Source organism: Mucilaginibacter gynuensis (genome assembly GCF_039541195.1).
GTDB classification, from domain to species: Bacteria; Bacteroidota; Bacteroidia; order Sphingobacteriales; family Sphingobacteriaceae; genus Mucilaginibacter; species Mucilaginibacter gynuensis.
On the sequence record NZ_BAABFT010000008.1, the window covers coordinates 84,122 to 99,392 of the forward strand.

Here is a 15,271-nt window from a genome sequence, read left to right on the forward strand (position 1 = left end):
CAAGTGATAAAAAAAAACACCATCCTGGGTGCAGGGGTAGCGGCCGCGGTTTGCTTTACCCTGTACTCATGCGATAAATTAACAGGCAAGCCCATAGGGCTTGCCTTTAACGATATTAAGGGGGTAAGTTTTACCGCCGTATCAAACGTTTTAGCAAGCATAAACCCGTGGGGAGAGCAGCCTGAAAAGAGCAAACAAACCGAAAAGCTGACAGCAGAGCAACGTTACCTGAAACACATTAACGGTGACATACAGCACGCCTTTGCGACTGCTAATAACGGTACTAACGCTGCCGCTGATACCAGCAAGCCCGAGGAAAACCGTTTTGTAAAAACCACCTTAACGCAAGGCGGCTTTTACGAACCTACCGAACTGGCCGTATTGCCTAACCTGGATGTACTGATCACCCAGCGCCGCGGTGAGCTGATGTTATATAATAACACCACTAAAACGCTTACACAGGTGGGTACCTTAAATGTGTACCACAAGGCCAACGTACCCGATGTAAACTCCGAAGAAGGTTTGCTGGGTATTACTGCCGACCCTAACTTTGCTACCAACCATTACATTTACATGTATTACAGCCCTGCCGGGGATAAACCGATTGATCGCCTTTCGCGGTTTGAGTTTAAGAACGGCGCGCTTGATAATGCCAGCGAAAAAGTAATATTGGAAGTTGGAACCCAGCGCGATATTTGCTGCCACACAGGTGGTTCTATCGCTTTTGGTAAAGATAATTTGCTGTTCGTATCGGCAGGTGATAACTCCACGCCGTTTGATGAGCCTAACCAGAAATACCCAAGCCATAGCTTCGGGCCGATGGATGACCGCCCGGGACACCAGCAGTACGACGCCCGCCGTTCGGCAGGTAATACTAATGATCTGCGCGGAAAAATATTGCGCATCAAGATCAATGCAGACGGTACTTACAGCATCCCCGAAGGAAACCTTTTTCCGCAGGGAACACCAAAAACACGTCCCGAAATTTACGTGATGGGTAACCGTAACCCTTACCGTATATCGGTTGATAAAAAAACCGGCTTTTTATACTGGGGCGAAGTTGGCCCCGATGCCAACGTTGATAGCATAGGCACCCGTGGTCCGCGTGGTTATGATGAGGTGAACCAGGCACGCAAGGCCGGTAACTTTGGCTGGCCGTTTTTTGTAGGTAATAACTATGCCTACAACATCCACAATTACGATACTAACGAAAACGCCGCGCCTGCCGATCCGGCGAAGCCGTTGAACAACTCGCGTAACAATACCGGTTTGGTTGATTTGCCACCGGCACAAGCGGCTTACATCTGGTATCCTTATGCCGAATCGCCGGATTTTCCGGAAGTAGGTTCGGGCGGTCGTACCGCTATGACGGGGCCTGTTTACCACACGGCAGATTTCCCGGTCAAAACACGTTACCCGGAGTATTACAATAACAAATTCTTTATTTACGAGTTCATCCGTGGCTGGATAAAGGCGGTAACGCAAAAGCCTAACGGCGATTTTGTAAAGATGGAGCCATTCATCCCGAAAACCAAATTCAACTCGATGATAGATCTGGAAGTTGGTCCGGATGGCCGTTTTTATATACTGGAGTACGGTAGCGGCTGGTTCAACAAAAACCCTGATGCAGGTTTGGTACGTATTGATTACCTGGCAGGCAATCGCCCGCCGGTGATAAGCGATATACAGGTTGATAAAGCAAGTGCTAACCTGCCATTCTTATTACACGCCAAAGTAAAAGCAACCGATCCTGAAAAGGATAAACTTACCTACGTTTGGAACATTGGCGGCGTTAAAAAGACCACCCTTGTGCCCGAGCTAAGATACCCTATAACCAGCGCGGGCGAAAAGGAACTGAGCGTTGAAGTATTTGATAAGGCAAAGGCATCGGCCGAAAGCAATACCATAAGCGTAGTTGCCGGTAACGAGCAGCCGCAGGTAAACATCAGCATACTGGGTAACCAAACTTTCTATTTCCCTAATTCGCCGTTTACCTACCAGGTTAAGGTGACCGATAAAGGCCAGCCTGTTGATTTAACCAACCTGTATGTTGCAGGCAGTTTCATCAAAGGGCAAGATATGGCGGGTGCCAATTTAGGCCACCAGCAGGTATCAGAAGCCATGATGGGTAAAAACCTCATGCTATCGTTAGATTGTAAGGCCTGCCACAAGGTTGACGAAACCTCAATAGGTCCCGCGTTTACCAAGGTAGCCGAAAAGTATAAAGACAATGGTGATGCTGATAATTACCTGTCGAAGAAGATCATTGCAGGCGGCAGCGGTGTTTGGGGCGAGGTATCCATGCCTGCACACCCATCGCTTAAGGAAGCCGACGCCAAGCAGATCGTGCATTGGATCCGCTCGTTAAGCAACGAAGCCAACAAGCAAAAATCAATGCCTGCCAAAGGTACCGTCACTCCTACCGATGGCGACATTAAGGAGCAAAAAACGGTATACAGCCTTAACGCTACTTATACTGATGCAGGTTCGGCCGGTGTAAAACCTTTATCGGGTTCAAAAACGCTGATATTGCGCAACAGTAATATAGAAGCAGGCGAGGCGAAAAACCTTACAGGCGTTACCGCTAAAGATTCGGCAGGTACAAAATACCTGGTGCTACCGGTTACTACCGGTAATTTCAAATTAGGCACTTTCGACCTTACAGGCATCAAAGCCGTTGAGCTTAACGCCATTACTGCTACCGAGGCCACAACGTATGTAGTTGAACTGCATGCCGATAAACCAACAGGGCTAATTGCAGGCAGCGCTACCCTTAACTTTAAGGCAGGCCAGCAGGCAGCAGCCTTTAGCATACCGGTAAAATTATTGCCGGGGGCTAAAACACGCGGCTATTTTGTAGTGCTTAAGCAAACTACCAAAGCGCAGGCAACACCTGCTATTAAGAGCTTTAAGTTTACTTCTTTATAAAGCAAATAAATATTTACGCTAAAAACCCCGATTGCTTGCTGCAATCGGGGTTTTTTGTTTAACTTAGTCATGTTCAGCCTTTACTTTATTTCAGACATCATATCCCCTACTACTCCTCAAAGTGGTAAATGTAGGTTGTCGCAGATATGCTATCTTGAATAAAAAAATGACAAATACCAAACGCTTGGAAAATAGATGTGGAAACATTTTTTTTCAGGAAAACGTATTAGCACACCGTAAATGGCGTTTTATGAGCAATATTTGCATACTATTACTTGACCCAAAAAATGCGCGCCGAAGCCCCATTACCCATATATAAGAAATTGATTGACGATCTGCGGAAGCTGATCGATGAGGGGACTTATAAGAAAGGCGATCTGCTCCCTTCTGAAAACGAACTTTGTAAAACTTACAATACCACCCGCCCTACCGTTAGGCAAGCCCTTACCGAATTAATGAACGCCGGTTATATTACACGCCAGCAGGGTAAAGGCAGCATTGTTAGCGAGCCAAAAACCGGCACCGGTATTATTGTGGTGAACGGCTTCGCTAAGGATGCCGAAAAAATGATCAATACCACTATCATTGAAAAGCCCGAAAAACGCCATTGGGATATCGATTTCTTTTACGAACTGAGCGAAGAGGAACTAATGGCCGGTAACATCTATTTTTCGCGCTTGCGAAGTGTGAACAATTCGCCGGTATTGTTTGAGCGCACCTTTATTACCAATATGTATTTGCCACGTTTTACGGTGCGTAATTTGCAAAACCAGTCGTTATTTAAAACGCTGCAAAAGCATTATAACATTGAAATAAAAGAGGGCGAACAAAAGATTTGGGCCATTGGTGCCGATAAACACATCGCCAAATTGCTTAACCTGCCTGTTGGCAGCCCCATTGTACACATGAAGCGTAAACTGCGTACCAATATCAAAAACCTGAATATTTACTCGTGGTTGTATTGCAATACGGCAGAGTATTATTTGCATGATGAATTTTAGAGATTTCCTGTTTGAAGATTGGGTGATGATTTAACCACAAAGGACACAGAGGTTTTCACGGAGTTACACAGAGGGGAATTGAGTTTCTTTTACTTTATGTCATTCAATATTGCTTATTGCTGTTCGAAGTCTCCTGACTTCGAACCTGTATGCCGGTAGACTCTTGTTTACCCGAACACACTGTAGACAGCAGTCGGGGGAAATAAATGATTATTCTTCTTTCTTATCCATTATACTCGATTTTAAAAACCCAACAACAAGACCACCGATGGACCCGTCGACAAAAAAATCATTTATATTGTCCAATTGCTCTTTTTTTAGCCAACAGTACTGTTGCGGTAGTAGAACATGAAGTATTTTTATAACAATTATTCCACCTACAGAAATCAGGCATACCCAAACAAATATTATAAAACACCAATTTATTGCCCCAAACCGACGAGCTTCTCTGATATGTTTCTTATACAGGGCCCTATTCTCTAAATTTGCTCTATAATCAGGTCTTGGGTGTTGATTTTCTGATATTCTATCTAAATCATTTTCAGCCATTTGATTTACCTGATTTTTTCATATAATAATCAGCTATTAGATCATTAGGTATGATAGCGCCCTGTTTATTCTTGCCTCCCTGCTTATTCCATACTGTATCCCATGGGCTACCATCCTCATGCGTTAATGCAGACAATTCGAGCCCAGTCCAATTTTTATAAACATCCCAAACTTTTAATAATAAAGGTGTTTTTTGTGTATCACTTAATATTGGATAAGTCAATGTTGTAGGATCAAAACCTAAACTCGTAATTTGGCTGTCTTTAAATGATTTAAAGTCATGATAAACAGAATTTATAACTGGGCCAAACTTCCATGCTTGAACAGCCTCTGAAATTAATGGAGTTGCGTTATTAAGGCCAAGATGCCAACCATGAGCCAAGTAAACTAACTTTAACAATTTCATAGGAGTTAATTCAACTCCTTCCGAAATGGCTTTGTTAACAAAAAAATTTGAAATAGAAATGGGACTTATTTGAGTAGATAAATTCATGCTTACTAAATTTATTAGTATTTCCGTGCAAAAATATACTTATTTACAATAATACCAAATAGTTGCTAAAATATTTGCTTTTGTAATAAATAACTTATGAAAGTAATTATGTACAGTAATGAAGAAGATGTCTCACTACGTTCGACATGACAGCTTTTTGAGGCCGTCTCCTATCACTGAAACACATAATCCCCTGCCGTATTAACAGCGTACTTCAGTTCCTGGTGGTTGGTGTTGAATTTGGTGTAGCCGGTTTTGAGGTTGTTCCAAAAGCTGAGCATGGGTTTGTTTGTGGCGTAGGTATTCATGCTGCCTTGCGCGCTTACGCCATCAAACTTAAACGGGAATATATATACAGGTATTTTAAGCTGCCCGTTTTGGCGGGCTTGTATGGCGAGGATGTAAATCTCTTTGATGTAATCATCCGTCATGGGCATGCAGCCAATGGTGAGGCATTTGCCGTGTATAAAGATATCGCCACCCGGTTTGGCGCTGCCGCATTTTATTTTATCGGCAGCGTTAGGGAAGTTCAGTCCCAGCGAGAGGTGATAGGCGCTTGTGGGGTTAAACCTGTCTATATAGTAAAAACCTTCGGGCACCTGCCTGTCGCCGTCTTTACGTTTAGGGCCCAAACTGCCCGACAAAGCGCAGATATCATAGCTGGAAAGCATCTTGTAAGCGCGCTCATCGGGGCGTTTGGCATATATACATAGCTGCCGTTCGTTCTTGTATACCGTTATCAGGATATTGATGTTACCCATATCCAAGTTGAGACGTTTCAGGCGTTCGGTTATTAACGATTGCTTGTCGGCATAGGCCGTTTTAACACGGACATTGCTCTTTTGGGTATCTAAAAAACCTTTATCCTTTTTAAAAGCTACCGATAAAAAGATCAATAAAGGGGCAAGTACCGCTACCGCGGCACGTACATAATTAAGGCGAAACAAGGGCTGCATGCTATGAAATATTTAGGCTACAGCAATATAACTAATAAATTAGTTATAAATTATCCTACCTTAAAAATTTTCCTTTATTTATTTCTTCATTCCCTTTACCAGCCAGTCGTACAATCGCTCTACATCATCTTTTTTGAAGAGCTCTGTACCCGGGTTCATAGTAGCGGCCGAACCACAGGCTATACCCATACGCACGGTATGTTGCAGATCGTATCCTTGCATTAACCCGTAAACCATACCGGCAACCATACTATCGCCCGCACCTACCGTGCTGCGTTTACGTACCGATGGCGCTGTGATCTGCTCCGAAAATTCGTCGGTAACAATTTGCGCGCCCTGCGGGCCCATTGATACCACTATAATTTTACACTTGCCTTTACCGATGATCTGGTGAGCGGCTTCCTCTACCGACTCATTATCTTCCACATCAATCCCCGTTAGTTTGCGCAGTTCGCTTTGGTTGGGTTTTAACAGGTATACGCCTTCGTCCACCGCTTGTTTAAGCGCGTCGCCCGATGTATCAACAATAAGGCGGGCGTCGGCTTTATGGGCAATACGAGCGACCTTGGCTAAAAAATCGGTGCTCATGCCCATTGGCAGGCTGCCGCTGGCAACAATGTAGCTGCATTTGCTGCTAAGGTCTTTAACCACTTTTAATATTTCGGCTTCTTCTTTTTGCAATAATTCGGGCGCGGGCATCCCAAAACGGAACTGCTCGTTAGTAGCACGGTTAACAACAATAAAGTTTTCGCGGGTAAGGTTTTTTGTGCGGATGGCGTGTTGTACAATGTGCTCTTCGTGCAGCAGGTCTTCCAGCATTTCGCCGGTAAGGCCACCCGAAGGGAATATGGCTATGGATGATTGCCCAAGGCGTTTTAAGGCGCGGGACACGTTGATACCGCCGCCTCCGGGCTCAAATTTGGGTAAATCGCAATCCAGTTTATGTTCGGCCATGATCTTATCAACCGTGGTGCTTTTATCAATAGTAGGGCTTAACGTTAGCGTTAGTACTTGTTTCATGGGGGTATTTAATATAGCTAAATCAATTTTGGCGCAAATATACGGCTTGTATATGACGTAAATACTACCGATGCAAATATGAGCAGGTATAGTTGGTGATATTACTAACGGCTAACACCAAACTATTGCTTACTTTTGCCCCTCTGTTATGACGGTACTTGTATTCACGGTTATTTTACTTTTAGGATCGTACGCGGCGGGTTTGCTGGGTTCATTAACCGGATTAGGCGGCGGCTTCGTCATCATTCCGCTGCTTACATTAGTACTGCATGTTGATATCCATTACGCTATCGGCGCGTCGCTGGTGGCCGCCATCGCTACCTCTTCGGGTTCGGCGGCAGCCTATGTAAAAGAGGGCATTACCAATATGCGGCTGGGTATTTTTTTAGAAATAGCCACCACCATTGGCGCATTTACAGGGGCTATTTTAGCTACCTACATCCCAACGCATTACATCGCCATATTATTCGGGGTGATACTTATTTGTTCGGCGCTGATATCCTTACGTAAAAAAGCCATTGAGATCAACCAAAAGAAAAGCGCGCTGGCCGAAAAGCTTAAGCTGAACGGCAGTTATCCCGAAGGCGATAAAATAATAAGCTATAATGTAGCCAACGTGGGCGGCGGCTTTTTTATGATGCTGTTTGCCGGTATCATATCGGGCATTATCGGCATTGGTTCGGGCGCGCTTAAGGTGGTGGCTATGGACGGCATTATGCGGATCCCCTTCAAGGTATCAACCACCACCAGTAATTTTATGATAGGCGTTACCGCCGCGGCCAGTGCCGTGGTGTACCTGCAACGTGGTTATATTGAACCGGGGATATCTATGCCGGTGGTTGTAGGTGTAGTGCTGGGTGCCATCAGCGGATCGAAAATATTGGTAAAGACCACTTCATCGGCCTGGCTGCGTTATCTGTTCGCGGGTATTATACTGATACTGGCGGCGCAAATGATCTATAACGGGGTGTTGGGTAAAATATAATATACCATGGCGAATTTTAAAGACACAGATATGCAGCTCATTATAGGACGGATACTCCGCATCGGGGTATTTGCTTCTATCGCTATCGCTTTTTTGGGGGGCATTGTATACATAGCCCGCCACGGCCAGGAAACTGTTGATTATACCCACTTTAAAGGCGTACCCGATTTTGTAAGCCATATCCCTACCCTTATACACGGTGTTTTTACGCTGCGCGGACGGGCCATTATACAAACCGGTATTATCCTGCTTATTGCCACCCCGGTAATAAGGGTGCTGTTTTCAACCATCGGCTTCGCGATAGAAAAAGATCGCTTGTACACTATCATCAGCGCCATTGTATTGCTCATCATCCTTTTCAGTATGCTGAGCGGGCACGCGGGTTAAATCACGGCAATTCACACTTTGGTATATATTTTGACTTGCATTAGCAATGCAACGCGTACCTGTACAATCATCGGCCTTACAAAGCGTAGGCTACAACCCCGATAATAAAACGCTCGAACTGGAATTTCGGGAGAATGGCGATGTGTGGCAGTACTTTTCGTTCCCGGCATCGGCTTATAGAAGGTTTATGAATGCCGAATCATTAGGGCGATTTTTTGTAAAGAAGATAAAGGGGAAATATGTGGAAGAGCAGGTGCGCTATGCTTAGTTTTCGCTGCTGCTACCGCTGAGGCGGGTTTGCTCATCAACAGCCCCTCCTACCCGTTTACGCGCGCTTTTTACTGATTGGTTACCAAACCTGTAGGTGAATGACAGGGTAACGAAACGTGTCCCCGCCTTTTCACGCCCTTTCAGGTCGAGGTTCATGAAACGGGTGTTGTACCTGTCTACATAAGTATTAAAAATATCGCTCATGGCCAGCTTTACAGAGCCATAAGTATTAATTGCCTGGCTTAAACCCGCGCTAAAGTAATACTGCTCACGGTACGATTTAATACCGAAGTAGGTAGGCGTTTCGTACGAGCCGTTAAACTCGGCCTTAAGCTCGGGGGTGATCACAAAGGTTTGGTTCACCTGCAACAGCATATCGTAAGCGTGTTTGGTTTGCGCGGTTTCGGCATTGTAGGTATATTTTTCAATGGAGCCCGATAAATAATTGCTGATTTGCCACCAGCTGGTTACCTCAACAGGAATATTAAATTCGGCATTGTACTGGTAACGGTTACCAAAATTGTTTTTGGTAGTGGTGTATACGCCGGTGACATCATTTTGCAGATAAACCGTGGTATAGAACGCGTTGATCAGGTTCACTCCTACAGTAGCTTTATACTTACCCAGGTAGGTGTCAGAAAATTCAAAGGCATTGGTATACTGCGGGCGCAGGAAAGGGTTACCTGTGCTGTAGGCATATTTATCAATATAAGCCACAAACGGATTAAGATCCTGGTAATTGGGGCGACCTATACGTCTGTTGTAATTAAACGTAAGTTCGTGTTTATCATTCACCTCATACACCACCTGCGCCGTTGGGAACAGGTTGAAATAGCTGGTATCGGCCACCCTATCCGGATTGAATGATTTGCGGTTGGCATTGGTTTCTTCGGCACGTACGCCTATGGTAATATCGGCCTTGCCAATGGTATTGGTGTAGTTCACATACCCCGCCTTTATGCGTTCCTTATAAGTAAAATGATCAGTAAGCGATGGCACCAGCGTGTATTGGTTATTTACCAGCTCTTCAAAATCTATCTGGTTATCACTGTTTACATCGCTGTATTTTACGCCGGTTTCAAAGCTGCCCTTTTCGCCTATTTTCTTGCTGTAATCTACCTTGAACGATTTAATATTGATATCGGCCGGCGAAGTAACCTCAAAGAATACCGGGTTACGGTACGCGATACGGTTTACATTCAGAAAATCATTCCTCAAATTTTCAAACGAGCGCCTGTCATATTCCGAAAGGTCAAAATCAGCCGAGAGTGTATGGTCTTTATCCTTACCGAAAGTACCCTTGTAATTGAGGTTGTAGTTGATGTTATCAATGCGCCTGTTGATGGTAGACAGCGAGGTTATGGTAGAATCTAATATGCCATTGGCTGTTAAATTGGTAGTGTTTGTTTTATCAACCTTAACAGGGTTAACATAACCGGTAACCAGTACGCCAATGTTGTGGCCGGGCTTTACAATAAAATCGGCACCGATGTTAAAATTATGATTTTTTGCTACTGTGGTGCCTAAGTATTTAACATCATAACCGGAAACAACATCATCCATCAGGATATTGCGGTTGATATCCCAGGTACGCGGAATCTTGTTTTGTGAGAAATTGTAGTTGCCAAAAAGGTTAAACTTTTCGGTACGATAATTCGCGCTGAAACCGGTATTCAGTTTATACTTATCGCCGATGGAAGCGCTCTCGAATACGCTTACCCGCAGCCCCAGTTCTTTATTTTTTTTAAGTACGATATTGATCAACCCGCCACCCGCGGCATCATACTTAGCCGAAGGATTGCTGATGAGTTCTACCTGGCTTACGTTGGCGCTTTGGTAGCTTTTCAGCAGATCGCTTAACTGATCGCCGCTTAGCAGTACCGTTTTACCGTTAATGGCTATCAGGGCTTTTTGTCCGCCTTTAAAAATCACTTCATCATTCATCACCTTTACACCGGGGGCTGTCCGCAATACATCCAATATGGAATTGCCCGATGCCACAATGCTTTTATCAACGTTCAGTACTGTTTTATCGGGCCTAACTTCAACAAACTCGCGCTTATCGGTTATGGTGATCTCTTTTAACTGTTTGGTGATCGGGATCAGGCTGATGTCGGGGGTTTTGATACTATTATCGGCCACTACCTGGTAGCGCAGCGTGTATTGCTTACGGTACCCAACCTTGGTGATCTGTATAAAGTAACTGCCGGGTGTTAATGCCTTAAACTCGAAGTAACCGCTTTTATCGCTGATGGTGGTACGTATAATGGCCGAATCGGGATAACTCAACAGGCGCACGGTGGCTGCATCGGCCGGCACTTCGTTCTCCGATAATACTTTACCCTCAATACCGGTGGCCGTTGTTTGCGCATGCGCATAACAGCTCAATATTCCGAACAAGGCGAAAAGTAAGTATCGGGTCAGTAATTTCATTAACAATTAGTAGGGAAACCGATAAAGTTTCGGTGCAACACGTTTGCAATATAAAAACATTTATTGGCTGTTACAGGTCATTTTACGCAATTTTTTAACGTACAAGCAACAGCAAACCACTTATCTTATCATCTAAAAATAAGCCGATTAAGTATTTAAAAACCGCGTTAAACACATGTCACTAAAACATTTAACGCCCTTTGTAACATGCTTAAGTATCAATATGCACATCACATACAAAACTTAGGTTTTTTTTTATTTTTGGATCAGTAATTTTTGACAAGCAATGATCAGACTGTTTTTTTTAACGATAGCTTTATTATTTACCCTGCCCACTTTTGCGCAAACAGAACCGCCTGCCAATGCCGAAGCGGTAGCCAATTTTAAAAAGTTTTATAACGCCGGGCAGCCCGATAGCTTATTTAAGCGCTTTAGCACCGAAATGAAAACGGCCCTGCCTATCGACCAGTTCAAGGCTACTACCCTGCAACTAAAAAGTCAGCTGGGGAACCTGCAAAAAGCAGAGTTTATAAAAACAGAAGGCCCGTTATCTATTTATAAAGCTGCTTTTGATAAAGGCACTTTTTTACTGAATGTAGCTCTAAACGACCAAAAGCAATACACCGGCTTGCTGCTCAAACCTTATGAAGCCATTGCACCTGCGGTCGCTGCCCAATCATCAGCATTGGATGCAAGCCTGGCAGAAACCCCATACAATTTAAAAACACTCGCAGGTAATATATCAGGCTCTTTGGTGATGCCTAAAAATGCCACGGGCAAAATACCTGTAGTGCTCATTATTGCCGGTTCGGGCCCTACCGATCGTGATGGTAACAGCCCCAAACTGGGCCTTGCCGCCAACGATTACCTGCTGCTGGCTAACGAACTGGGTAAAAACGGTATTGCCAGTGTGCGTTATGATAAACGCCTGATTGGTAAAAGCACCAGTACCACCAAAGAATCGGAGTTAAAGTTTGACGATATGATTGAGGACGCCCTTGGCCTCATCAACCAATTGAACGACGACCAGCACTATTCAAAAATTATTGTGGCCGGCCACAGCGAAGGCTCGTTAGTAGGGATGCTTGCTTCGCAGGATGCCCCGGTGAATGGCTTTATATCGCTTGCCGGTGCCGGTGAACAGGCAGATAAGATACTTACCGAGCAAATGAAAAGTCAGCCCAAGTTTATTGCCGATGGCTTTAAAGCCGTGCTGGATAGTTTGCGCAAAGGTAAACTTACACCGAATGTTGACCCGGGATTGTACGCTGTTGCACGTCCAAGCATCCAGAATTACCTCATGACCTGGTGCCGTTTCGACCCAGCCCGCGAGATCAAGAAATTGAAGATCCCGGTACTCATAGTACAAGGCACTACCGATTTGCAAGTAACTGTTGCCAATGCCGAGAAGTTGAAAAAGGCTAAATCAGATGCCCAACTGCTCATCATCCCCAACATGAACCATGTACTGAAGGATGCCCCGGCAGACCCCGCGCAAAACAAAGCCACTTACACCAATCCCAACCTCCCCCTCAAACCCGAACTGGTAAAAGCGGTGGTTGATTTTGTAGGGAAAGTGAAGTAACCCCCCAGCCCCCTGAAGGGGGAGCTTTTGAAAATCTTAAGTAAAAAAGGATGCTGTGGTTACGGCATGCTTTTTTATTACTCTACCCTTATTTTAAAAGATCGTCATGTACGTCAAAAATTCCCCCTTCAGGGGGTTAGGGGGTTACCATGCCCCCAGCATTCTCCTCACGGCGATGATCTCGCCGGTGTGGTAGGAATTATGATCGGCAATTTGGAGGGCTTCGCGGAGTATGGTTTGGCCGGTGCCGTGTGGGATGGGCGCGTATATATCTACCGTTTGTATCAGTTTTACAAATTCATCCAGGTTTGCCTGTATCTCTTTTACCGTTTTATCCCAGGCGGTATCGTCTTTCGGGGCAGGGTCTTTCGGCCAGTAATCATCGGGCCAGTTAGGCGATTCGTGGCTGCCATCTTTACTGAACTCCAGCATATCCCATTGCGCTATGCGGATGTGCTCAACCAGTTGCCACACACTGTAGGGCATATCGTCGGGCTTTACACCGCGCAGGTTGGCAGGCAAATCTTTAATGGCATCATCAAACGAGGCATGGGCATTGCCGCCCTGCAATAAATGTATCAATTCGTCAATAAGTGTTTTATGCTGATCGCTCATGGTTATTGTTTTTTAGGTAGATAACAAACTGTTGCGGAGTTGGTTTAAGTTAAATGGATTGATGGTTTTTTATTTCCTATAAATGCCTTAAGTTTATCCACATAAAATAAAATTAATACCACGTGTATAAAAAACTATTCTTTCTTACGCTTTGCGGTATGGCCATGCTTATTGGCTGCAAAAAAGAGGGCGAAACCCAGTTAGCCCCCGAAAACAAGAACGACGCGGGTTTTACCACCTACGAAACTCATTTTCTGGATGCCATGTGGAAGCTCAACCCCGATTGGGCCACGGTATCGGGCTACCATAATTACGATAGCGTACTGATCGTCCCGAATGATCAGTACAAGAAAAAGGTGATCGACTTCACCAAGCTTCACCTCGACTCGTTGAGCCACTACCCCGAAAATGAGCTTACGGTAAATAACCGTATGGATTATTACCTGATTGAGAATTACCTGCGCGGCACACAGTGGAGCGTACAGCAGTTAAAGGCAGGCGAGTGGGACCCAACGAGCTACAATATCATCAGCACCTTCGCGCATATATTGAACGAACCTTATGCTCCGTTGAGCAAACGCTTAACCAGCTTTTATTATAAAATGGAAAATATTCCGGCTTATTATAAAGAAGCGCAAAAGCAAATCAAAAACCCTGTACCCCAGCTTACCGCACTTGCTGCCGACCAACTAAACGGCGGTTTAAGTGTATTTGAAGATGACTTTGCCGATTCGTTAAAGAAAACCAGCATCGCTAAAGATCAGCAAAAATTGATGCTCGAAAGGGCTAAACTATCGGTAACGGCTATTAAAGACTTCGCCGAATGGTTAAAGAACCTTAAAAACGATAAAGGCCGCAATTTCAGGCTGGGTAAAGATTTGTATGAGGACAAGTTTAAGAACGAGATAGCATCGGCAGGTTCGGCACAGCAAATTTTTAACGCGGCAGTCGAGCGCAAAAAGTATGTGCACAAGCAAATGATCAAGCTCACCACGCAGCTTTGGAGCAAGTACATGGCTGACAGGGTAATGCCGTCTGACTCGCTGGAGCAGGTTGCATTGCTAATTGACGCGTTATCGGCCAAGCATGTTGAGCCGGAGAACTTTCAATCGGCCATTGAAAAACAATTACCTAAGCTTACCGCTTTTGTGGAGGCTAAAGATCTGCTAACTCTCGACCCAACCAAACCATTGGTGGTACGTAAAGAGCCTGCTTACATGGCGGGCGTAGCCGGTGCATCGGTAACGTCGCCTGGCCCGTACGATAAAAATGGCAAAACCTATTACAACGTAGGCAGCCTCGCCAGCTGGAATAAGGACAAAGCCGAAAGCTACCTGCGCGAATACAATGATTATACGTTGCAAATACTTAACATACACGAGGCTATTCCGGGGCATTACACCCAATTGGTATATGCTAACAAAGCGCCAAGCCTTATCAAGTCTGTTTTAGGTAACGGTGCCATGGTTGAAGGCTGGGCCGTTTATGCCGAAGAAATGATGCTTGATGCAGGCTATGGCGATAACGCGCCCGAAATGCGCCTGATGTGGTACAAATGGAACCTGCGATCGGTGTGTAATACCATTTTAGATTACAGCGTACACGCCGGCAGCATGACCAAAGAGCAGGCTATCGCGCTACTCACCAAAGAGGCCTTTCAGCAGCAAACCGAAGCCGAAAACAAGTGGAAGCGTGTAACCGTAAGCAGTGTACAGCTTACCAGCTATTTCACCGGTTACAAGGAGATAAAAGAACTTCGCGAAGCCTACAAAAAGAAAATGGGCGATAAATACCGCCTGAAAGACTTTAACGAGAAGTTTTTGAGCTACGGCAGCGCCCCTGTTAAATACATTAAGGAGGCTATGCTGGCTAAAGATAAAACGGAAGAAGGCAAATCATCGGGCGATAAAGAAGATAAAGTCAAGGATGAAAAAGCACCGGAAGCGAAACCGGCCAAGGAAAAACCCGCGGCAGCCAAGCCCGGCGAAGCCAAAAAAGAATAAAAGCAAAACGGCTATCCCAAAACGGATAGCCGTTTTGCTTTTTATA

The 15,271-nt window shown here is 44.9% G+C and carries 13 protein-coding genes; 7 read left to right on the forward strand and 6 right to left on the reverse strand.

Translation table 11 applies throughout. The annotated features are described in order from the left end of the window. Positions 1-3: 3 nt before the first annotated feature. Both ABD894_RS16145 and ABD894_RS16150 read left to right on the forward strand, forming a co-directional pair. The gene (locus tag ABD894_RS16145; RefSeq protein ID WP_345212097.1) at positions 4-2,928 is read left to right on the forward strand and encodes a PQQ-dependent sugar dehydrogenase; all 2,925 of its coding nucleotides are present in this window, start codon (positions 4-6) and stop codon (positions 2,926-2,928) included. A 287-nt stretch (positions 2,929-3,215) separates the two neighbouring features. Continuing rightward, positions 3,216-3,929, forward strand: a complete 714-nt coding sequence (locus tag ABD894_RS16150) for a GntR family transcriptional regulator (RefSeq protein WP_345212098.1) — start codon at positions 3,216-3,218, stop codon at positions 3,927-3,929. Between the two features lie 210 nt (positions 3,930-4,139). Here the strand turns inward: ABD894_RS16150 and ABD894_RS16155 are convergent, their stop codons facing one another. The 4 genes from ABD894_RS16155 to ABD894_RS16170 form a co-directional block, all read right to left on the reverse strand. Beyond that, the gene (locus ABD894_RS16155) at positions 4,140-4,478 is read right to left on the reverse strand and encodes a hypothetical protein (RefSeq protein ID WP_345212099.1); all 339 of its coding nucleotides are present in this window, start codon (positions 4,476-4,478) and stop codon (positions 4,140-4,142) included. Beyond that, a complete protein-coding gene (locus ABD894_RS16160; protein WP_345212100.1) occupies positions 4,471-4,971 on the reverse strand; it encodes a Panacea domain-containing protein in 501 nt (166 codons plus the stop codon). The genes ABD894_RS16155 and ABD894_RS16160 overlap by 8 nt, the downstream gene beginning before the upstream one ends. A 173-nt stretch (positions 4,972-5,144) precedes the next feature. Further along, positions 5,145-5,927, reverse strand: a complete 783-nt coding sequence (locus ABD894_RS16165; protein WP_345212101.1) for a L,D-transpeptidase family protein — start codon at positions 5,925-5,927, stop codon at positions 5,145-5,147. A gap of 78 nt (positions 5,928-6,005) precedes the next feature. Further along, positions 6,006-6,947 (reverse strand): 1-phosphofructokinase family hexose kinase, encoded by a 942-nt coding sequence (locus ABD894_RS16170; protein ID WP_345212102.1) that lies wholly within the window; start codon positions 6,945-6,947, stop codon positions 6,006-6,008. A 148-nt stretch (positions 6,948-7,095) separates the two neighbouring features. Here ABD894_RS16170 and ABD894_RS16175 point away from each other — a divergent pair, with 148 nt between their 5' ends. From ABD894_RS16175 to ABD894_RS16185, 3 genes are read left to right on the forward strand one after another with little or no spacing between them, the layout of a single operon-like run. Beyond that, entirely contained in the window at positions 7,096-7,932 is an 837-nt protein-coding gene (locus tag ABD894_RS16175) for a sulfite exporter TauE/SafE family protein (protein WP_345212103.1), read from the forward strand. Between the two features lie 6 nt (positions 7,933-7,938). After that, positions 7,939-8,319, forward strand: a complete 381-nt coding sequence (locus tag ABD894_RS16180; RefSeq protein ID WP_345212104.1) for a DUF1634 domain-containing protein — start codon at positions 7,939-7,941, stop codon at positions 8,317-8,319. A 46-nt stretch (positions 8,320-8,365) separates the two neighbouring features. Next, positions 8,366-8,587: a KTSC domain-containing protein gene (locus ABD894_RS16185; protein ID WP_345212105.1), complete on the forward strand. Its 222-nt coding sequence runs from the start codon at positions 8,366-8,368 to the stop codon at positions 8,585-8,587. Here the strand turns inward: ABD894_RS16185 and ABD894_RS16190 are convergent. Further along, the gene (locus ABD894_RS16190; RefSeq protein ID WP_345212106.1) at positions 8,584-11,022 is read right to left on the reverse strand and encodes an outer membrane beta-barrel protein; all 2,439 of its coding nucleotides are present in this window, start codon (positions 11,020-11,022) and stop codon (positions 8,584-8,586) included. The two genes, ABD894_RS16185 and ABD894_RS16190, sit on opposite strands and share 4 nt — an antisense overlap. Before the next feature lie 286 nt (positions 11,023-11,308). On the opposite strand from ABD894_RS16190, the gene ABD894_RS16195 reads away from it, so the two are divergent. Next, positions 11,309-12,607, forward strand: a complete 1,299-nt coding sequence (locus ABD894_RS16195) for an alpha/beta hydrolase (protein ID WP_345212107.1) — start codon at positions 11,309-11,311, stop codon at positions 12,605-12,607. Positions 12,608-12,751: 144 nt separating this feature from the next. Here ABD894_RS16195 and ABD894_RS16200 read toward each other — a convergent pair whose 3' ends face one another. Beyond that, complete coding sequence (locus tag ABD894_RS16200) at positions 12,752-13,222, reverse strand: DinB family protein (protein ID WP_345212108.1); 471 nt, start codon at positions 13,220-13,222, stop codon at positions 12,752-12,754. Between the two features lie 122 nt (positions 13,223-13,344). Between ABD894_RS16200 and ABD894_RS16205 the strand changes: the two genes are divergently transcribed. Further along, positions 13,345-15,225, forward strand: a complete 1,881-nt coding sequence (locus ABD894_RS16205) for a DUF885 domain-containing protein (protein WP_345212109.1) — start codon at positions 13,345-13,347, stop codon at positions 15,223-15,225. Positions 15,226-15,271: the final 46 nt, after the last annotated feature.